The organism is Janibacter hoylei PVAS-1 (assembly GCF_004025845.1).
In the GTDB taxonomy this organism is placed as follows: domain Bacteria; phylum Actinomycetota; class Actinomycetes; order Actinomycetales; family Dermatophilaceae; genus Janibacter; species Janibacter hoylei.
This window is the reverse complement of record NZ_PIPF01000007.1, coordinates 261,653-280,452: the sequence shown is the minus strand read 5'-3', so window position 1 is coordinate 280,452 and position 18,800 is coordinate 261,653. Positions and strand designations below refer to the sequence as shown.

18 protein-coding genes and 6 tRNA genes are annotated in these 18,800 nt (G+C 72.2%); 17 read left to right on the top strand and 7 right to left on the bottom strand.

The features are described 5' to 3' along the window. Positions 1 to 101 precede the first annotated feature (101 nt). The 6 genes from CWN80_RS08255 (at position 102) to CWN80_RS08230 (ending at position 1,393) form a co-directional block, all read left to right on the top strand. A tRNA-Gly gene (locus CWN80_RS08255) sits at positions 102 to 174 on the top strand. A gap of 31 nt (positions 175 to 205) precedes the next feature. Continuing rightward, a tRNA-Val gene (locus tag CWN80_RS08250) sits at positions 206 to 277 on the top strand. A 207-nt stretch (positions 278 to 484) separates the two neighbouring features. Next, positions 485 to 557, top strand: a tRNA-Gly gene (locus tag CWN80_RS08245). A gap of 25 nt (positions 558 to 582) precedes the next feature. After that, positions 583 to 653 (top strand) — tRNA-Cys (locus tag CWN80_RS08240). 27 nt (positions 654 to 680) lie between these two features. Continuing rightward, positions 681 to 752, top strand: a tRNA-Val gene (locus tag CWN80_RS08235). Positions 753 to 856: 104 nt separating this feature from the next. After that, positions 857 to 1,393: a PH domain-containing protein gene (locus CWN80_RS08230; RefSeq protein ID WP_007925062.1), complete on the top strand. Its 537-nt coding sequence runs from the start codon at positions 857 to 859 to the stop codon at positions 1,391 to 1,393. 26 nt (positions 1,394 to 1,419) lie between these two features. Here the strand turns inward: CWN80_RS08230 and CWN80_RS08225 are convergent, their stop codons facing one another. Next, complete coding sequence (locus CWN80_RS08225) at positions 1,420 to 3,633, bottom strand: MMPL family transporter (protein WP_007925061.1); 2,214 nt, start codon at positions 3,631 to 3,633, stop codon at positions 1,420 to 1,422. Positions 3,634 to 3,826: 193 nt separating this feature from the next. Between CWN80_RS08225 and CWN80_RS08220 the strand changes: the two genes are divergently transcribed. Continuing rightward, the gene (locus tag CWN80_RS08220; RefSeq protein WP_128277115.1) at positions 3,827 to 5,191 is read left to right on the top strand and encodes a condensation domain-containing protein; all 1,365 of its coding nucleotides are present in this window, start codon (positions 3,827 to 3,829) and stop codon (positions 5,189 to 5,191) included. Next, positions 5,188 to 6,579, top strand: coding sequence for a condensation domain-containing protein (locus CWN80_RS08215; RefSeq protein ID WP_128277114.1), 1,392 nt, complete (start codon positions 5,188 to 5,190; stop codon positions 6,577 to 6,579). Before CWN80_RS08220 ends, CWN80_RS08215 begins: the two co-directional genes overlap by 4 nt. 34 nt (positions 6,580 to 6,613) lie before the next feature. Here the strand turns inward: CWN80_RS08215 and CWN80_RS15965 are convergent, their stop codons facing one another. From CWN80_RS15965 to CWN80_RS16095, 3 genes are all read right to left on the bottom strand, one after another. Beyond that, positions 6,614 to 6,739 carry a hypothetical protein gene (locus CWN80_RS15965; RefSeq protein ID WP_272948434.1) on the bottom strand — a complete coding sequence of 42 codons (126 nt, stop codon included), beginning with the start codon at positions 6,737 to 6,739 and terminating at the stop codon, positions 6,614 to 6,616. Further along, the gene (locus CWN80_RS08210; RefSeq protein WP_007925056.1) at positions 6,690 to 7,010 is read right to left on the bottom strand and encodes a hypothetical protein; all 321 of its coding nucleotides are present in this window, start codon (positions 7,008 to 7,010) and stop codon (positions 6,690 to 6,692) included. Before CWN80_RS08210 ends, CWN80_RS15965 begins: the two co-directional genes overlap by 50 nt. Positions 7,011 to 7,157: 147 nt before the next feature. Then, positions 7,158 to 7,373 carry a hypothetical protein gene (locus CWN80_RS16095; RefSeq protein WP_420319493.1) on the bottom strand — a complete coding sequence of 72 codons (216 nt, stop codon included), beginning with the start codon at positions 7,371 to 7,373 and terminating at the stop codon, positions 7,158 to 7,160. A 120-nt stretch (positions 7,374 to 7,493) separates the two neighbouring features. Here CWN80_RS16095 and CWN80_RS08200 point away from each other — a divergent pair, with 120 nt between their 5' ends. The 6 genes from CWN80_RS08200 (at position 7,494) to CWN80_RS08175 (ending at position 11,886) form a co-directional block, all read left to right on the top strand. Next, entirely contained in the window at positions 7,494 to 7,886 is a 393-nt protein-coding gene (locus CWN80_RS08200; RefSeq protein WP_040880679.1) for an MmcQ/YjbR family DNA-binding protein, read from the top strand. A gap of 19 nt (positions 7,887 to 7,905) precedes the next feature. Then, entirely contained in the window at positions 7,906 to 8,928 is a 1,023-nt protein-coding gene (locus tag CWN80_RS08195; protein WP_128277113.1) for a chorismate-binding protein, read from the top strand. Continuing rightward, positions 8,925 to 9,773, top strand: coding sequence for an aminotransferase class IV (locus tag CWN80_RS08190; RefSeq protein ID WP_007925049.1), 849 nt, complete (start codon positions 8,925 to 8,927; stop codon positions 9,771 to 9,773). Before CWN80_RS08195 ends, CWN80_RS08190 begins: the two co-directional genes overlap by 4 nt. A 17-nt stretch (positions 9,774 to 9,790) precedes the next feature. Continuing rightward, positions 9,791 to 10,351 (top strand): PGPGW domain-containing protein, encoded by a 561-nt coding sequence (locus tag CWN80_RS08185; RefSeq protein ID WP_007925047.1) that lies wholly within the window; start codon positions 9,791 to 9,793, stop codon positions 10,349 to 10,351. Positions 10,352 to 10,585: 234 nt separating this feature from the next. Continuing rightward, positions 10,586 to 10,662 (top strand) — tRNA-Val (locus tag CWN80_RS08180). A gap of 102 nt (positions 10,663 to 10,764) precedes the next feature. Then, positions 10,765 to 11,886, top strand: coding sequence for a methyltransferase (locus CWN80_RS08175; protein WP_007925045.1), 1,122 nt, complete (start codon positions 10,765 to 10,767; stop codon positions 11,884 to 11,886). A 7-nt stretch (positions 11,887 to 11,893) separates the two neighbouring features. On the opposite strand, the gene CWN80_RS08170 is transcribed toward CWN80_RS08175, so the two are convergent. Beyond that, entirely contained in the window at positions 11,894 to 12,547 is a 654-nt protein-coding gene (locus CWN80_RS08170) for a hypothetical protein (protein WP_007925043.1), read from the bottom strand. Next, positions 12,544 to 13,671 (bottom strand): cysteine desulfurase family protein, encoded by a 1,128-nt coding sequence (locus tag CWN80_RS08165; protein ID WP_007925041.1) that lies wholly within the window; start codon positions 13,669 to 13,671, stop codon positions 12,544 to 12,546. The genes CWN80_RS08170 and CWN80_RS08165 overlap by 4 nt, the downstream gene beginning before the upstream one ends. A 64-nt stretch (positions 13,672 to 13,735) precedes the next feature. Here CWN80_RS08165 and CWN80_RS08160 point away from each other — a divergent pair, with 64 nt between their 5' ends. The 3 genes from CWN80_RS08160 to CWN80_RS08150 all read left to right on the top strand — a co-directional run bounded on the left by CWN80_RS08160 (position 13,736) and on the right by CWN80_RS08150 (position 16,729). Beyond that, on the top strand, positions 13,736 to 14,578 hold the full coding sequence (locus tag CWN80_RS08160; protein ID WP_128277112.1) for a PhzF family phenazine biosynthesis protein: 843 nt from the start codon (positions 13,736 to 13,738) through the stop codon (positions 14,576 to 14,578). A gap of 15 nt (positions 14,579 to 14,593) precedes the next feature. After that, positions 14,594 to 14,827: a superinfection immunity protein gene (locus CWN80_RS08155; RefSeq protein ID WP_007924188.1), complete on the top strand. Its 234-nt coding sequence runs from the start codon at positions 14,594 to 14,596 to the stop codon at positions 14,825 to 14,827. A gap of 216 nt (positions 14,828 to 15,043) precedes the next feature. Continuing rightward, complete coding sequence (locus CWN80_RS08150; RefSeq protein WP_007924189.1) at positions 15,044 to 16,729, top strand: ABC-F family ATP-binding cassette domain-containing protein; 1,686 nt, start codon at positions 15,044 to 15,046, stop codon at positions 16,727 to 16,729. A 31-nt stretch (positions 16,730 to 16,760) separates the two neighbouring features. Here the strand turns inward: CWN80_RS08150 and CWN80_RS08145 are convergent, their stop codons facing one another. Beyond that, positions 16,761 to 18,695, bottom strand: coding sequence for an acyl-CoA dehydrogenase family protein (locus tag CWN80_RS08145; RefSeq protein ID WP_051987791.1), 1,935 nt, complete (start codon positions 18,693 to 18,695; stop codon positions 16,761 to 16,763). Between the last annotated feature and the right edge of the window lie 105 nt (positions 18,696 to 18,800).

The window sequence follows — 18,800 nt, the reverse complement described above, 5'->3', positions numbered from 1 at the left end:
CCGCGGACGGGGTGACAGCAGCCTTCACCTTCGGTTTGGAATCTGGCCACGCTCTGGGCTACTCTCGCTCAGCGCGGTCAGCAGCGATGCCGACCGCGAGTGCGGATGTAGCTCAGTTGGTAGAGCGCAACCTTGCCAAGGTTGAGGTCGCCGGTTCGAGCCCGGTCATCCGCTCTGACAGCGCCACCCCGGTGGCGCCGTCCACGGGCGATTGGCGCAGCGGTAGCGCGCTTCCTTGACACGGAAGAGGTCACTGGTTCAAACCCAGTATCGCCCACGGGACAGGCCCCGATCTGCTCAAGCGGATCGGGGCCTTCCACGTCCTCGGACGTGTCCTGCCCGCTCGCCGAGGCGGGCGGGCGCCCCCTTCGCGCCCGGCAACCCGCGACACGGCACGCCGGGGTGAGCCGGTTGGGAGAGTTGGGCGTCCATGGGTTAATGTTTCTCCTCGTGCCCCGCGTTACAACGCGACCTGGCGGGGCGTGCGGATGTAGCTCAGTTGGTAGAGCGCAACCTTGCCAAGGTTGAGGTCGCCGGTTCGAGCCCGGTCATCCGCTCAGAAGGTTGAAAGCCACCTTCGGTGGTGGAGTGGCCGAGAGGCGAGGCAACGGCCTGCAAAGCCGTCTACACGGGTTCAAATCCCGTCTCCACCTCGACCATGCAGTCACCTGCATGCACCCGGGCGATTGGCGCAGCGGTAGCGCGCTTCCTTGACACGGAAGAGGTCACTGGTTCAAACCCAGTATCGCCCACCGAGTGTCCCTGCCCGCTGGCGCGGCCAGGGACTTCGTGTTTTCCCGAAGCATGCCCGGTCCGCTGGGGCGGCCCCGCCCCGCCACGGTGGCAGGATGCAGGCATGGCCCTCAAGGACAAGCACCTCGCCGACGGCGAGGAGATCCGGCTCGACCTGCGCACCCACTGGAAGGCCCTCGCGGGGCCGCTCCTGCTCCTGGTCGTCCTCGTCGCCGCGGTCGTCGCCGTCGCGGTGCTCACCCGGGACAGCGACCAGAGCACGTGGATCCTGCTCGCCGTCGCCGTGATCGCCCTCGTGCTCGCCGTCCCCGGTGTCCTGCTGCCCGCGTGGCGGTGGAACTCGACGCGCTACGTCTTCACCAACCGCCGGGTGAGCAACCGCTACGGCCTGCTGATGAAGAAGGGCCGCGACATCCCGCTCTACCGGATCAACGACGTGGCCATCGAGAAGGGGCCGCTCGACCGCGTCCTCGGCTGCGGCACGCTCGTCATCTCCGATGCGACCGACAAGGCTGGGATGGAGCTGCACGACGTGCCGCGGGTCGAGGACGTCCAGGTCGAGCTGCAGAACCTGCTCTTCGCCGCCGATGACGGCAGCGACGACGGCGAGTGGCCGCCCACGGAGCCCCGCCGACGCTGACCGGCTGACGCCGCCGGCGCAACGCGCTACTCGGTGATCCCGAACCTCGCGTGCAGGCGCTTCATCCACCGCGGCGCCCACCAGTTCCACTCGCCGAGGACCGACATGGTCGCCGGGACGAGCAGCATGCGCACGAGGGTCGCGTCGATGACGATCGCCAGCACGAGCGCGACACCGGTCTCCTTGACCGCCAGCACCCGCGCGAGCACGAAGCCGGCGAAGACGATGCACATGAGCAGGGCCGCGCTCGTGATGATCTTCCCTGAGCGCTGCAGGCCGAGCCGGACGGCCTCGTTGGTCGGGTAGCCGCGCTCGTGCAGCTCGACGATGCGCGAGAGCAGGAAGACCTCGTAGTCCATCGACAGCCCGAAGCCGAAGGCAAGGACGAGGACGGGGATCGAGACCTCGACCGCCCCGACCGAGTCGAAGCCGAGCAGGCCCTCGAGGTGCCCGTCCTGGAAGACCCAGACGAGCACCCCGAGCGAGGCCCCGAGCGAGACGATGTTCATCAGGAGGGCCTTGATCGGGACGACGACCGACCCGGTCATGAGGAAGAGCAGGACGAAGGTCGCCAGCACGACGGTGCCGATGGCCAAGGGCGCCGAGTCGGCGATCGTGCCGGTGAAGTCGGCGAGGTCGGCCGCCTGCCCACCGACCCGGGCGTCGAAGGGGGGACGCTCCTGCTGTAGGTGGGTCACGAGGTCGCGCGTCCCCGGCCCGAGCGGACCGTCTTGCGTCCGCAGGTCGATGCTGCGGACGGTCTGACCGTCGATCTTGCCCACGGTGACCACCTCCGCTGACTCGACGCCGGGGAGGTCTCGGGCACCGCCCTTCGCCCAGGCCCGGACTTCGTCCGCGTCCGCCGTCGTCACCACGCGCAGGTCTGACGACGCGAGGAGGGGGTAGTCGCGCCCGAGGTCCTCGAAGAAGGTGCGCTGCTCGTTGTCCGCAGGGAGCAGCTCGATCCCCGAGGAGGTGACCTCCATGCGGGTGGCGGGCAGCGCCATAGCGACGAGCGCGGCGAGGACGAGCCCGACGACGAGCCACGGCGCGCGCTGCACGCCCCCCGCGAGCGACGCGAAGGTGCCGGTGTCCGACGACCGCTCGGTGCGCCCTCGCAGCAGCCGCCGCGCCGCGAGGGCGCAGACGGCCGGGACGAGGGTCACGGCGACGAGCAGGCACAGGACGACCACGGAGACGCCGGCGGCGCCGGCCGCCCGCATGAAGGTCGACGGGAAGAAGAGCAGGCCCGACAGCGCGATGGCCACGGTCACCGCGGAGAAGACGACGGTGCGGCCGGCTCGGTCGACGGTGCGCCCGGTGGCCTCGACGACGAGCTGACGGGAGTCCGGGCCGAGCGGCTGCCCGTCGAGCAGGTCGCGCATCTCCTCGCGGAAGCGGGAGACGACGAGCAGCCCGTAGTCGATGCACAGGCCCAGGCCGAGGACGCTCACGATGTTGACGACCGTCGCGTCGAGGTCGATGACGTGGGAGAAGCCCCAGAGGGAGGCGAGCGCACCGCCGATCGAGGCGATGGCGCCGGCGATGGGGATGCCGGCCGCGAGGAACCCGCCGAAGACGAGGACCATGACGACGAAGGAGATGGGCAGGGCCAGGCCCTCGCCGACCTTCATGTCGGTCTCGACCTGCCCGACCACCTCGTCGACGAGGTCGGCGACGCTCCCGCGCTGGCTGCTCGTGCCCTGGGACCCGAGAGCGACCTCGTCGAGCTGGACCGCGACATCGCGGCGTACCCGCGCGAGCTCCTCGTCGCTCAGGGTGCTGTCGTACTCGACGACCGTGAGGAAGCCCCAGCGTTTGCCCGGCTCGTCGACGACGAGCGGCTCGGCGCGCGGGTCCTTGACCCCTTTGTCGAGCACGAGCGGGTTGACGACGGAGGAGACCCCGCGCATGTCGTGGATGCGGCGGATCGGCTCGGCGACGGCACGACGGACGAAGGGGTCGGTGGCGGGCGACCCCGAGACCATGAGCGTGTCGTTGGCCAGCTCACCACCACCGGCGTCGGTGAGCAGCTCTCGGGCCTCCTGGGCCTCGCCGGGGGTGGTCATGTCTCCGCTGTGCAGCCGGTCGAAGAGGCCCTCGCCCGTGACCCCGCCCAGCGCGAGGGCGAAGAAGCCCGCCACGAGCGCCACCCAGGACCCGACGACGACCCAGGGGTGCCGGGCCGTGCCGGAGCCGAGTCGGTGCAGGAAGGTCCGGCGGTCACGGTGGCTGGTCACCGGGACAGCCTGCCAGCAGGTGGCCGCGGTTGCGCGGTTGCTGCCCGATGATCCCCACGCGTCCCCAGATCCCTTGTGGCGGAAGGGCGCCCGGTCGTCCCAGCGGAGAGGTAGATCACACCGGCAGCGGTCGCGGCACGCGGCGGCCGCTGCCACTCTTGCAGCGCACTTCACCCACCCCGACGGAGGCCGCATGATCCCCTGCACGCTGGCCGACCAGGAGCTGCTGGGCGGTGACGTCATCCGATGGGAGCTCGACGCCGCCACCCTCGCGCGCTGGAGCGGACAACCCCCCGACCCGCGACCGGCGAGCTTCGACCAGCTCGGCCGCCTCCACGAGGACCCGGACGGCGACTCGCCCTGGTCCGCGTGGATCGGTCTGTCGGTGCTGCTGCCGGACGCGACGCCGGAGAGCGTCGCGGCCACGCTCACCGCCTGGGTCCGGCAGCACGAGTCCCTCCGCAGCCGACTGACCCTCGACGCAGAGGGGAGTGAGCAGCGACGCACGCTCCCGCCCGAGGCGGTGGAGGTGGCCGGGACGGCCCTGGGCGAGCACGACCCGCAGGCGCTGCGCGAGCTCCTCATCACGGAGTTCCACTCCCGCTGCCGACCGGGCTGCGCCCCTGCCTTCGCGTTCTTCACGGTCGCGGTCGACGCCGGCCACGTCCTGCACGCCGCCTTCGACCACGTCACCTTCGACGGGTTGTCGGCCTACGCCGGGGTGGGTGCGATCGCGGGGCTGCACACCGCGATCGTCGCCGGCGTGCACGAGCCGCGCACCTCGCCGAGCCACGTCGAGACCACGGCGCTCGAGCGGGCCGTCGCGGACGGGCTGGGTGACGACGACGCCCGACTGCTGCCCTGGAGCGAGTTCCTGTCCGGCGGGTCGGTGCCCGGTGCCCCCGCCGCCTCCGGGATCGCGCCCGACGGCCGCTACGACCACGACCTCGTGCGCCACGACATCTGCGACGGGGAGGTCGCCGCGCGGCTCGACCTGCACTACGCGGCCGAGGGCATCCCGACGGGGATGCTCTGGACGGCCCTGCTCATGCAGGCGATGGGCGACGAGGTGCACGCCATGGTCTCCACGCACGGGCGACCATCGCCACTGTGGAAGGAGTCGGTGGGGTGGTTTGCGGGGGTGGCCCCCTTCGCCCTGTCGATGCCCACGGGTGCCAGCACCCGTGACTGGGTCCTCGCGGCCGTGGAGACGTGGCGGGTGTCAGCCCCCGCCGCAGCTCTCCCGCTCGGCCTCGTCCACCGCCTGCTCGACGTGCCCGTCTGCCCCCAGGTCGTCATCTCGACGATCGACGGGTCGCGCGTCGACGGTCACGAGTGGTGGCGGACGCTCGGTGCCGGGATCCAGCTCGGCGACGTCCCGCCGAGCAGCCAGACCCACCTGTGGCTGACGATCCTGCCCGAGGGGGTCAGCCTCGTGACCCGCCTGCCGCTGGCGCCGGGCAGCCGGACCTGGCTCGACGGCGTCGCCGCGCGTCTCACCGCTCTCGTCGACGCCGAGAGGGCGGCCCCCTTCGCCCCGCAGGAGCTGACCGCATGATCAAGATGCAGCGCATCACCGACCGCGAGACGATCGGTGGGGAGTACCTCACCATCGTCCCCACGCCCGCCACGGAGCACGCGATCGCCTCGGCGACGCCCGGGGACCGCGAGCCCTCCTACATGCAGGCCGCGCACCTCGACCTGCGGTCCGACACGATCGGCACCGGCGCCCAGGACGACATCTGGCTCGGCTTCACCTACCGGATCCCCGGCCGCCTCGATGCCGATGCGCTGGCGCGGACCATCACGCGGTGGGTGCGCCGGCACGGCGTCATGCGCGGGTGGTTCACCCGGGACGAGCAGCGTCCGACGGGGTGGGCACGGGTCGACCTGGCGCCGGAGGAGATCTCCTTCGAGGCACGGGCCGAAGGGAGCGTCACAGCGGAGGAGGCCAATGCCCGGGTGAGTGACGACTTCCGGGCGGGCTGCAACCCGCTCGGTCGCATCGGGTACTGCTTCCGGGCCGTCGTCGCCGAGGACGAGACGATCCTCTACCTCGGGCTCGACCACAGCTACACCGACGGCTTCTCCTTCTTCCTCATCTTCTTCGAGCTCGACGCGATGTACCGCGAGGAGACCGGCGGCGAGGCGATCGAGCTCCCGCCGGTCGGCGACTTCATGGACTTCGCGCAGCTCGAGCGCCGGCGTCACGAGGACGTCGACCTGACCCACCCCGCGCTCGCCGCCTGGGCCGCCTTCTGGTTCGCGGGCGACGAGGAGCTCGGGCGATTTCCGCTCCCGGTGGGCGCCACCGCGGACGACCCCGTGGAGCTCGAGCGCTACCACGAGGTGCTGCTCACGGGGGAGGAGGCGGCCGGCCTCGACGCCGCCGCCGAGCGGCTCGGCGTGCGCACGACCCAGCTCGTCTACGCCGCGGTCGGACTCGCCGCGCGCGAGCTCGGCGGGGCGCAGACCCTGCGCTTCCTCAACCCGGTGCACACGCGGGACGCCCCGGAGTGGCTGCTTGCCGCCGGGTGGTTCATCAATGTCATGCCCGTGCACGTCGACGTGGCCGAGGGTGACCTCGTCGAGGTGGCCGGCCTGGTGCGCCAGTCCTTCCGCGAGGCGCGCGGTGCCTCGGCCCTGCCCGCGATGAAGGTCTACGACGTCGTCGAGCAGGCCATCGGGGCCAAGCTCTCCCAGGTCGGGGAGCGCTTCATGCTCTCGTACATGGACCTGCGCCACCTCCCCGGCGCGGCGACCTGGGGTGACGCCGACGCGGTGCTGGTCTCCCGAGGGGGTCGGGACAGCAATGTCACCGCGTGGGTCATGCGCGAGGAGTCGGCGATGCACGTGCTCGCGATCCTGCCCGACACCCCGCAGGCGACCGACGGTGTGCAGCGGCTCTTCGCGCGCGCCGGGGAGCACCTGCGCGCGTTGCGGTGACCTCGTCCCGACCGGCGGCGGGTGGTCACCAGGTCTAGGCGAAGCCGAAGGCTCCGGGGCCGCCGTCCTCGAGGACGAGCGAGGCGCGGTTCTGCGGGTCGAGCTCGACCTCACCGCGCTCGACGAAGTCCGCGCCGGGCGCGCGCTCGATGCGCGTCACGGTCGCGGGCGGCACCTCGAAGTCCACGGAGACGATGAGGGCGCGCCGTGTGCGGCGGGCCCCAGACGAAGCCGTCGGAGTCGGTGCGACCCTCGAGCGGCCCCCGGTCGACGATCTCGTACGCGTAGGCGTGCGTCTCGCCCTTCGCCAGTGTCCGGCCGAGCCCGACCTCGAAGACGGCGACGTTGCTCTCCGGGAAGACCCGTCGGCTGATGAGCTCGCAGCCGAGCAGCGGGGTGAACTCGAGGTCGGTCCGAGGTCCCGGCGTCACCGCTCTGCACGTTGAAGACCCGGTCGAGCCCGTCGGCCACAGCGGAGATGCCGCTGTGGCAGCCGGTGTGAGTCAGCCGACGGTCCGCGGAGACGTGGGTGCGCCACACCTGGCTGATGACGCGGTACGTGCCGAGGGCAGAGCGCGTCAGCTGCTGGATCTGCTCGAGCTCGGGTCGACGAGGAGCTGGTCGAGGCCGACCCCCCGGGGCGTGGACCACGCGTGCATGAACTCGGCCTGGGCCTGCGGGCCCAGACGCAGCGCGAGCGCGAGCTGCTGGAGGGTGGCGAGCTGCGGGGTGAGGATCTCGCCGCGCTCGAGCCCGCGGATCGTCCGGACGCTGACCCCGGAGGCCGTGCTCAGCTGGCCCTGGGTCTGTCCGCGCCCAAGGTAGCGGCGGTCCGTCCAGCAACACCACAGGTGACGTCAAGGTTGCCGCCGGATTGCCGGTCCATCGGACTGGCGGGGGCGTAGCCTCGGTCGATGGTCCACCCGCTGATGTTCGACGACGACGACCCGCTGCTGCTGCTCGTGCGCCAGATCGCCCTCGGCTTCCCCGGCGCGGACGAAAAGATCAGCCACGGTCGTCCGGCCTTCTTCACGACGAAGGTCTTCGCCTACTTCGGCGGCTCGATCAAGGTCGATGGCGAGTACGAGCAGCACGAGCACTCGCTCGTCGTGCTCCCGGACGAGGAGGAGGCTCGCGCCCTCCTGCAGGACCCTCGCTGCTATCGCCCCGCCTACCTCGGCCCGAGCGGCTGGGTGGGGCTCGACCTCGACGACGCCACGGACGTGCAGGAGGTCGTCGAGCTCGTCGAGATGTCGTTCCGCCGTACCGCCGGCGTCCGCGACATCGCCAGGCTCGACGCCCGCTGACACCCCCTATCCTCACCGGGTGGAGTTCGCGCACTTCGGGTCGACGACGTGGTCCGACCCCCTCGAGGTCACCCACGACCCGAGCGACCTCGAGCGCGGCTGCTGGGCCGTCGTCGTCACCTTCGAAGGTGAGCTGACGGCCGTCCGCTTCGGTCGCAGGCACGACGGGGGAGTGCCTCCGGGTGATGCGCGCCGCTGGCCGGGCACCACCGGCTGGCGCCCGACCCTGGACAGCAGGGGCTATGTCGATGGGGTCGAGGAGATCCGGCGGCGGATCGCCGCCGGCACCGTCTACCAGGTCAACCTCACGACTCTCCTCGAGACGCCGCTGCCGGAGGAGGCCCACCTGCCCGACCTCGCGGCGGTGCTCGCGGGGGGCAACCCCGCTCCCTTCGCCGGGGTCGTGCACGTGCCGTCCGCCGGGCTCGACGTCGTCACCGCCTCGCCGGAGCGCTACCTCACCCGTGAGGGCCCACGACTGGTCTCGAGCCCGATCAAGGGCACGGCACCGACGATCGAGGCGATGCTCACCAAGGACGTCGCCGAAAACGTCATGATCGTCGACCTGGTGCGCAACGACCTGCAGCACGTCTGCGAGCCCGGGACGGTCGCCGTCGAGCGGCTGTGCGCCCCGGAGTCGCACCCGGGCCTGGTCCACCTCGTCAGCGACGTCGTCGGGACGCTGCGCCCCGGGATCACGTGGGCCGACGTGCTGTCGGCGACCTTCCCGCCCGGGTCGGTGAGCGGCGCGCCGAAGTCGAGCGCGCTCACCGCCATCGCCGACCTCGAGCCGACCCCGCGGGGCCCGTACTGCGGCGCGATCGGCTGGGTCGACGCGGACCACCCCGCCGGCCCGTGCGGGGAACTCGCCGTGGGCATCCGCTCGTTCTTCGCGACGGTGGACCCCGACGGGGTCCGTCGCCTGCGGTTCGGCACCGGAGCCGGGATCACGTGGGCATCCGATCCCGCAGGGGAGTGGGCCGAGTGCGAGCTCAAGGCCGACGTCCTCGTCGGGCTGGCATCTGGAAGAGTGGTCACATGAGCAACGAGGTCAGGGTGTGGGTCAACGGCGCTCTCGTGGGGACGGACGAGCCGGCACTCGCCGCGCTGGACCACGGCATCACCGTGGGGGACGGCGCCTTCGAGACGTGCAAGATCGTCGACGGTCAGGTCTTCGCCGCCGACCGTCACCTGGCGCGGATGGACCGCACGCTGGCCGGGCTGGGCCTGCCGCCGGTCGACCGGGCACGGCTGCAGCAGGGTGTCGACGCGGTGCTCGCTGCCCGACCGACGATCGGCTTCGGCCGGCTGCGGTACACGATCACCGGGGGGCCGGGGCCGCTCGGCTCCGACCGGGGTGACCAGGGGCAGAGCTACATCGTCACCGCGGCGGAGGTGGCGCCCTATGCCGACACGACGGCCGTGGCGACCGTGCCGTGGACCCGCAACTCGCGGGCCGCGACCGCCGGGCTCAAGACGACCTCCTACGCGGACAACGTCATCGCGCTGGCCCACGCCAAGGCGAAGGGCGGCAGCGAGGCGATCTTCGCCAACGACCGTGACGAGCTGTGCGAGGGGACCGGGAGCAACATCTTCGTCGTCGTCGAGGGGGTGCTGCGCACGCCGCCGCTCGACAGCGCCTGCCTCGCGGGCATCACCCGCGAGCTGACGATCGAGTACGCCCGTGCCGCGGGCATCGACGTCGTCGAGGAGACCCTGCCGATGACCGTGCTCGAGACCGCCGATGAGGCCTTCCTCACGAGCAGCACGCGCGACGTCCAGCCGATCCACGCGATCGACGGCCGCGAGCTGCCGGCCCCCGGACCTCTCACCACCCGGGTGCGTGAGGCCTTCGCGACCGCGTCCGCAGCGGACCTCAACCCCTGAGCGCCGTGGAGACCGCCATGGGGGACGTGGACATCACCGGCGAGGACGCCGGGCGGGGCAAGGATCGGCAGGGCAACCGCCGCTCCTTCCGGGACATCCGGCACGAGCAGCACGCGATCGTGCGCCAGGAGCTGCTCGACCGCTTTGGCGAGAACGGGCGGATCGACGCCCACGAGGACCCGATCCGGTGGCGGCGGACGCTGCGCACCAACCCGGTCATCGGGCCGGTCTACCGGGCCGTCGTCGCGGTCCTCGGCCTGCTGCTCATCATCGCCGGCATCCCCATGGTCCCGCTCGTCGGGCCGGGCTGGGCGGTGATCTTCATCGGTCTCTTCGTGTGGAGCACGGAGTTCATCTGGGCCCGCCGCGTGACGCAGTTCGTCAAGGCCGAGGTCAAGGCCTTCGAGCAGTACACGAGGGCCCTGCCGTGGAAGGCGAAGATCCCGATGCTGCTGCTCTCTGCGGCCTTCGGCTGGTTGTGCTTCTACCTGGCCTTGCTCATCACGGGTGTGCCCGGGTGGACGCCCGACGCCGTCGAAGAGCTCGTCCTGCAGGTGCCCGGTCTCCAGCCGGCCTGATCGCGCGGTCCGGCCACCCTCGCTCCCTGCCGGCCAGCATCGCTCCCTGAGGAGGCCGGCCCCGCGGCCGTCTCCGTTCCCTGAGGAGGCCGCCCCGCGGCCGTCTCCGTTCCCTGAGGAGGCCGCCCCGCGGCCGTCTCGAAGGGACGCCGGCGGACCGATTGGCACCGAAGGGAGAGGGCCGGGTACTCTGCTCAGGTTGCCCGGCCGGGACGCTGGCTCGGGGAGCACCACGGACGTATAGCTCAGTTGGTTAGAGCGTTCGCTTCACACGCGAAAGGTCAGGGGTTCGAGTCCCTTTACGTCCACCACACCAAAGGCCCGAGGTGCTGCGACAGTCAGCCTCTCGGGCCTTCGTCGTCCCCCAGGGCGTCGCAGGTCCCGGACGAGGGCGGCCGTAGACTCGCCGCACCATGGACACCATCCGCTGGGTCGAGCACGGCACCGACAACCAGGCCGAGTGGCACTCCGAGAGCGGGGCCCCGGCCCCCACCGAGGTCGTCGTCGCCGACGACGCGCTGACCGCCGACTCCGCGATGCGCCTGGCCGCGCGCGGCACCGCGATCCTGTGGCGTGGGGACTACCACAACGCCCGCCAGCTGCTGAAGGCCATGGACCGCCGCATCGAGCGCCGCGCCGCGCGCCGTCAGCGCGGTCGAGTGACCTTCGCCCGTCATCGCGCCCAGCGGACCGAGCGCGCGACCCTGCTCGCCCACCTCGTCGTCGAGCTCGACGCCGACCGCGAGCTGGACCTGCGCCGGGCGCCGGACGTGGGCGAGGCCGCCCGCGCGGCCTACGGCGTGGGCGAGGGGCCGATGATCGTCGCCGTGCAAGAGCTCCTCGGTGTCATCGGCGCCCACCAGTGGCAGACGAAGGGGGTGCACGTCCCGGCCCTCGGCGCCACCGTCCACCCGGGCTACGGCGTCTTTTCACCTGTCCGTGGTGAGTACGTCGACCTCGTCGCCCATGCCCCTCTGGCGGACCCTGTCCCGGGCACGGCCTTCGACCTGGGGACGGGGACCGGCGTCCTCGCCGCGGTCCTCGCCCAGCGTGGCGTGGACCGGGTCGTCGCCACGGACATCAACCCTCGCGCCGTCGCCAGCGCCGCGGACAACACCGCTCGGCTTGGTGTCGCCGACCGGGTCAGCGTCGTCGAGGCCGACCTCTACCCGCCGGGCCGTGCCGACCTCGTCGTGTGCAACCCGCCGTGGCTGCCCGGCGAGCCCACCTCGGACCTCGAGGTGGGCATCTACGACCCGGCGTCCGACATGCTGCGACGCTTCCTCGCCGGTCTGGCCGAGCACCTCGAGCCGGGCGGCCAGGGCTGGCTCGTCATCTCCGACATCGCCGAGCGCCTCGGCCTGCGCAGCCGCGACGACCTGCTCGGCTGGGTCGCCGACGCCGGGCTGCAGGTGGTCCAGCGCCTCGACACGGTGCCGCGGCACGGGCGCACCAGTGATGCCCGAGACGCCCTGCACGAGGCACGCCGGGCCGAGGTCACCTCCCTCTGGCAGCTCGCACCGGTGGGCCCCTGAGTCGACCTCAGGGGCGCCAGGTCGGCAGGTAGCCGGGCATCGAGCAGCGCGCCGCGACGGCCAGCCCGCTCAGCGGGAAGGGCCCCTGACGCCCGGACCACCACGCGAGCTCTGCCGGCACGCCATGGGCCACGAGCGCCCGGCGCAGCTCGGCATCGATCTCCGGGGCCCGCGACGACGCGAAGACGACGAACCCGTCACCGGGGACCGGAGGCGGGACGTAGCCGGGACCCCCTTCGGTCGTCGGGGAGGGCCCGACGAAGGAAACCGCGGCGCCCGAGGCCGGGAAGACGTGCCACCGGGACGGGACCATCCGCCGCATCCCGATCGCGGTGGAGATGTCGGTGTACGTGGCGATCGAGGCCGGGTCGATCGAGCCGAAGGGGATCGCCCGCACCGTGCCGAGGTGGCGGCCGATACGCACCCCGTGGGCGTGCAGGTGGAGGAAGGACGACAGCGACCACGCGATCCACCCGAAGGCGACGAGACCGACGAGGGCCGTGGCCACGAGCAGGATGGGCAGCTCGTCCCGGTCCCCGAAGACCACGGCCCCGACGAGCAGCGCGAGGGGGACGGCGCTGAGCAGCACGAGGTCGTAGACCGCGGGCGTGATCCGGTACGAGCGCACCACCGGACCCAGCCAGGCCGGTGCCGAGCTCATGCCGGCCGCCCGGTGAGCGCGCTGACGAGGGCGGGCACGGCGCGGTCGACGTCGGCGGAGCTCGTCGACCGCCCGAGGGACAGGCGCAGCGCCCCGAGGGCAGTGTCGGCGTCGAGCCCCATGGCGAGCAGCGCGGCGCCCGGGGAGTGCACGCCCGCGTGGCAGGCGCTGCCGGTCGACGCTGCGATCTCGGGGACGGTCTCGAGGGCCTCGGCTCCCACGCGACCGGGCAGCGCCACCATGAGGGTGTTGGGCAGGCAGCCCTGCTCGGGCGACACCCGGACCAGCCCCGGCACGGCACGGGCAAGGCTGTGCCACAACGTCTCTCGCAGGGCGATCTGTCGATCGGCCTCGGCGACGAGCAGGCCCGCGGCGAGGTCGGCGGCGACCCCGAGACCGACGATGAGCGCGACATTTTCCGTCCCCGGGCGCAGGCCCCCTTCCTGACCGGCGCCGACGACGACCGGCGCGACGCGGGTGCCTCGCCGCACGAAGAGGGCACCGACCCCCTTCGGTCCGTAGAGCTTGTGCCCGGCGATCGACAGCAGGTCGACGCCGAGGTCCGCGACGTCGACCGGCACCTTGCCGACCGCCTGGGCTGCGTCGGCGTGGACCAGCCCACCGGCGGCGTGGACCCGCTCGGCGAGGTCGGCGACGGGCTGGAGCGCGCCGGTCTCGTTGTGCGCGAGGATCAGCGTGCCGAGCCCGATCGCCCCGGTGGGCAGCTCCTCCAGGCGCACCCGGCACTCGCCGTCGACCGGCAGCTCGTGCACCCGCCAGCCGTGGTGCTCCCGCAGGTGCGCCAGGGGTGCGGCCGTCGCCGGGTGCTCGACGCACGACGTGACGGCCACCCGGGTCGCGAGGTGCCGAGCGGCGCCCCGGATCGCGATGTTGTTGGCCTCGGTGCCGCCAGAGGTGAAGACGATCTCGTCCGGGTGCGCGCAGACGAGGGCGGCGACCTGCTCGCGGGCCCGGTCGAGCGCCGCCCGGGCTCGCCGACCCTGCACCGAGGCGCTCGACGGGTTGCCGAAGTCCTCGGTGAGGTGCGGCCACATCGCCTCGGCGACCTGGCGGGCGATGGGCGTCGTCGCGTTGTGGTCGAGGTACACGGGGTCGGCGGCCATGCCCCCATGATGTCGGGCGGGACCCGGCCGGGGAGGATGGGGCCACCCCGACGAGAGGACCGCGATGCCCCGCTCCCGTGCCTTCGCCCAGGTCGACGTCTTCGGCTCCCGGCCCTACGCCGGCAACCCGCTTGCCGTCGTCCTCGACGCCGAAGGGCTCGACGATGCGGCGCTGCAGGACGTCGCGCGGTGGACCAATTTGTCCGAGACCACCTTCGTCCTCCCGCCGACGACGCCCGAGGCCGACTACCGGGTGCGCATCATGACCCCCGGCGGCGAGCTCCCCTTCGCCGGGCACCCGACGCTCGGGACCGCGCACGCCTGGCTGGCCCACGGCGGCACCCCACGGCAGGCCGACCGCGTCGTCCAGGAGTGCGGCGCCGGTCTCGTCGACGTCCACCGCGCCGGGAGCGAGCTCGCCTTCACCGCACCGCCGCTCGTGCGCACGGGGCCGTTGGACGACGCCGATCTCGACCGGCTCGTCGCGGCTCTGGGGATCACCCGCGCCGACGTCGTCGGACACCAGTGGGTCGACAACGGCCCGGGCTGGGCCGCGGTGCGGCTGCGCTCCGCCGAGCAGGTGCGGGCTCTCAAGCCGGACTGGTCGCGCGCCCCCGACGCCAAGGTCGGGGTCATCGGCTGGCACGAGGACGGCGGCGAGCACCTCTACGAGACGCGGGCCTTCGTCCCGGGCCTCGGCGTCGGCGAGGACCCCGTGACCGGCAGCCTCAACGCCGGCATCGCCCAGTGGCTCGCGGGCGAAGGGGAGGTCCCGCACCGCTGGAGCGTCACGCAGGGTGGGTGCATCGGTCGGGCGGGGGTGCTGTCGCTGACGGCTGCTGACGACGGCGAGGTGCGGGTCGGCGGCGCAGTCGTCTCGCTCGTGGAGGGGACGATCAGGCTCTGAGCCTAGGCTGGGGCCATGCCACGCATCGTCACCGACCAGAAGACCCGAGTCGTCAGCGCCCCGGTGGCGATCATCGTCGCCATCCTCTCCGCCGGCTACATGCTCCCGTGGGCCATCGCGGCCGTGCGCGGCAACCGCAACGCGTGGTCCGTAAACTGGGTCAACCTGCTCCTCGGCTGGACCGTCATCGGCTGGATCATCGCGCTCGTCATGTCGATCAAGGAGCACCGCATCCTCGAGGTGCGCTGACCCTTCGAGACGGCCGCGGGCGGCCTCCTCAGGGACCGGCCCTTCGAGACGGCCGCGGGCGGCCTCATCAGGGACCGGCCCTTCGAGACGGCCGCGGGCGGCCTCCTCAGGGACCAGCCCTTCGAGACGGCCGGCCGCAGACGCCTCGCTCCTCAGGGAGCGTGGGGGCCGAAATGCGGTTGGTGACACCGGGCGGATCGGGGAGGATCCCCCTTCGTGGGACATGTCGACGTCGCCGGTGTCAGGTACGAGCTCTCGGACGGGCGGGTGCTGCTCGACGAGGTCTCCTTCCGCGTCGGTGAGGGGGCCAAGGTCGCGCTCGTCGGGGCCAACGGCGCCGGCAAGACGACGCTGCTGCGCATCGTCACCGGCGAGCTGACCCCGCACGCGGGATCCGTCGCCCGCAGCGGTGGTCTCGGTGTGATGCGCCAGCACGTCGGCGCCGGCCTGGGGGAGGCGCCCACCGTCGCCGACCTGCTCATGTCGGTCTCTCCGCAGCCGGTCCGCGATGCGGCGGCGGAGGTCGACCGGCTCGAGCTGGCCCTCATGGAGACCGAGGACGAGCGCACGCAGATGCGCTACGCCACGGCCCTCACCGACTACGTGGACGCCGGTGGCTACGACCAGGAGGTCGTGTGGGACGTGTGCACGACGGCCGCGCTGGGCGTGCCCTTCGAGCGGTGCAAGTACCGGGAACTGAGCACCCTCTCCGGCGGCGAGCAGAAGCGGCTCGTCCTCGAGTACCTGCTCCGCGGACCCGACGAGGTGCTGCTCCTCGACGAGCCGGACAACTACCTCGACGTCCCCGGCAAGATCTGGATGGAGGAGCAGATCCGGGCCAGCGACAAGACGATCCTCTACATCAGTCACGACCGCGAGCTGCTCGCCAACACCGCCACCCGCGTCGTCACCGTCGAGCTGGGCAGCGCGGGCAACCGCGTGTGGACCCACCCCGGTGGGTTCGGGACCTACCACGAGGCGCGGCAGGAGCGCTTCGCCCGCTTCGAGGAGCTGCGCAAGCGGTGGGACGAGGAGCACGCCAAGCTCAAGGCGCTCGTGCTCATGTACAAGCAAAAAGCCAAGTACAACTCCGACATGGCCACCCGCTACCAGTCGGCGCGGACCCGGCTGGAGCGCTTCGAGGCCGACGGGCCACCCACCGAGCAGCCACGCGAGCAGAGGGTGACGATGCGGCTGCACGGCGGCCGCACCGGCAAGCGCGCCGTCATCTGCGAGCGGCTCGAGCTCACCGGGCTCATGCAGCCCTTCGACCTCGAGGTCTGGTACGGCGAACGGGTCGCGGTGCTCGGCTCCAACGGCTCGGGCAAGTCGCACTTCCTGCGGCTGCTCGCCGCCGGTGGCAGCGACCCCGAGGTGGACAACCTGCCGGTCGGCGAGGCGGTCATCGCGCCCGTGGCGCACACCGGCCGGGCGAGGCTCGGAGCGCGGGTGCGCCCGGGGTGGTTCGTCCAGACCCATGAGCACCCCGAGCTCATCGGCCGCACCCTGCTGGCGATCCTCCACCGCGGCGACGATCACCGGTCGGGCCTGGGCCGCGAGGCGGCCAGCCGGGTCCTCGACCGCTACGAGCTCGCGCACGCGGGGGAGCAGACCTTCGAGTCGCTGTCCGGCGGGCAGCAGGCGCGCTTCCAGATCCTGCTGCTCGAGCTGTCCGGGGCGACGCTCCTCCTGCTCGACGAGCCGACCGACAACCTCGACGTCGAGTCCGCGGAGGCGCTCGAGGAGGGTCTGGCCGCCTTCGAGGGCACGGTCCTCGCGGTGACCCACGACCGGTGGTTCGCGCGCGGCTTCGACCGCTTCCTCGTCTACGGGGCCGACGGTCGGGTGCGCGAGAGCGACGGCCCGGTCTGGGACGAAGGGCGCGTCGCCCGCGGGCGGTGAGCGGCGCGGCCGTGGCGTGGCCCCGGTCGCGCTAGAAACTGGCCAGGTCCGACATCATCTCGGTCGTCAGCCACGAGTCGGGGATGCCGAAGCCGGAGATGAGCGTCCCCGCGTGGGGGCGCAGCTGGCCACACAGCTCGTTGACCCGGGCGACGACCGCCTTGGACTGGCTGGCGCTCAGCCGGCCGTGCTCGATGAACCACGCGCGGTTGGCCTCGACGGTGCTGAAGACGAAGAGGTCGCACACGAGGTTGAGCAGGTCCCGTCCGGGCCCGTCGGGGGCCTCCTCGATCGCGGTGACGAAGGCCTCGAGCGCGATCCGGTCGATGTGCGCGCGGGCCGACTCGAGCAGGTGGTCCTGCGCCTCGTTGAAGACGCGGAAGGAGTCGGCGCCCTCCTCGCCGGCGCGACGCAGGCGCATCGCGAGCGTCTCGGTGAGGTGCGACTCCCGGTCCTCGAAGAAGGCGAGCTGACCGCCGCGGTCCTCGAGGGCGTTGTCGCCGTCCTTGCCCGGCGCGCCGGAGATCAGCCGCTGGATGATCGACCCGCCGATGGTGTGCTCGATGACCGAGGTCGTCACCTGCCGGGCCCCGAAGAGGATCGCGCCACGGGTGTCGAGCTCCTGGAAGTCGCTCTTGTAGTCGGTGAGCATGCCCTTGGCGAGCAGCTGCAGCAGCACCGTGTTGTCGCCCTCGAAGGTCGCGAAGACGTCGGTGTCGGCCTTGAGGTCGGCGAAGCGGTTGAGCGCCATGTAGCCGGCCCCGCCGCACGCCTCGCGGCAGGCCTGGATGGTGTCGTTGGCGTGCTCGGTGGTGATCGCCTTGAGGCCGGCGGCGCGTGCCTCGAGCTCGCGCTGCGACGACTCGTCGGTGATCTCGCCGGTGTTGATGTCGGCGAGCTTGCCGGTCAGCGCGTTTTGCGCGAAGGCCAGCGCGTAGGACTTCGCGAGCCGGGGCAGGAGCTTGCGCTGGTGGGCCCGGTAGTCCATGACGACGACCTCGTGCTCGCCGTCGGGGTAGGTGAACTGCGTGCGCTGCAGTCCGTAGCGCACCGCGAGGGTCAGGGCGCTGCGGGTGGCCGCACCCGCGCCGGCGGCGACCGTCACCCGGCCGCGCACGAGGGTGCCCAGCATGGTGAAGAAGCGCCGGTTGACGCTCTCGATGGGCGAGGAGTAACGGCCCTGGTCGTCGATGTCGCCGTACTTGTTGAGCAGGTTGGCCCGCGGCACACGGACCTGGTCGAACATCAGCCGGCCGTTGTCGACCCCCTTGAGCCCGAGCTTGGCCCCGCAGTCGCCGATCGTCACGCCGGGCATCGGCTGCCCCGCCTCGTCGCGCAGGGGGACGAGGACGCAGTGCACGCCGTGCTGCTCCTCGCCGACGACGAGCTGGGCGAAGACCGCTGCGAGCCGGGCATCGCGCGCGGCACCACCGATGTAGTCCTTGCGGGCGGCGGGCGAAGGGGAGTGGACGACCAGCTCGTCGGTCGCGGGGTCGTAGGTCGCGGTGGTGAGGATCGACTGCACGTCGGAGCCGTGGCCGGTCTCGGTCATCGCGAAGCACCCGGGCAGCGACAGGTCGGCCATGCCGGGCAGGTACTCGCGGTGGTGGCGCTCGGTGCCGAGGTTGGCGATGGCCCCGCCGAAGAGACCGAACTGCACGCCCGCCTTGACGAAGACCGACAGGTCGCCGTGGCCGATCATCTCCAGCCCGGTGACCGAGGCCCCGACGTCACCCGTGCCACCGAGGTCGACCGGCAGGGTCGCCCGGACGAGCTCGCTGTCGGTGAGTGCGGTGACGAGCTCGAGGGTGCGCGCCCGGTGCGCCTCGAGGTCGAGCCGCAGGTCGGGCTCGGCGACCGGGAAGCGCGGGTCCGCGCGCAGCTGCTGCCGGATGGCCTCCCACCGACCGTCGAGGACGGATCGGATCTGCTCGGCGACGGGGTCCTTGGTCTGCTCGGCGCTCATGCTCCGCATGCTCGCAGATGCACGGTCGTCACGGGCACCGGGGCGGGTGCCGAGCGCGTCACGCGGACCCCAAGGGCGTCACGCAGACCTCAGCGCAGCCGCCGG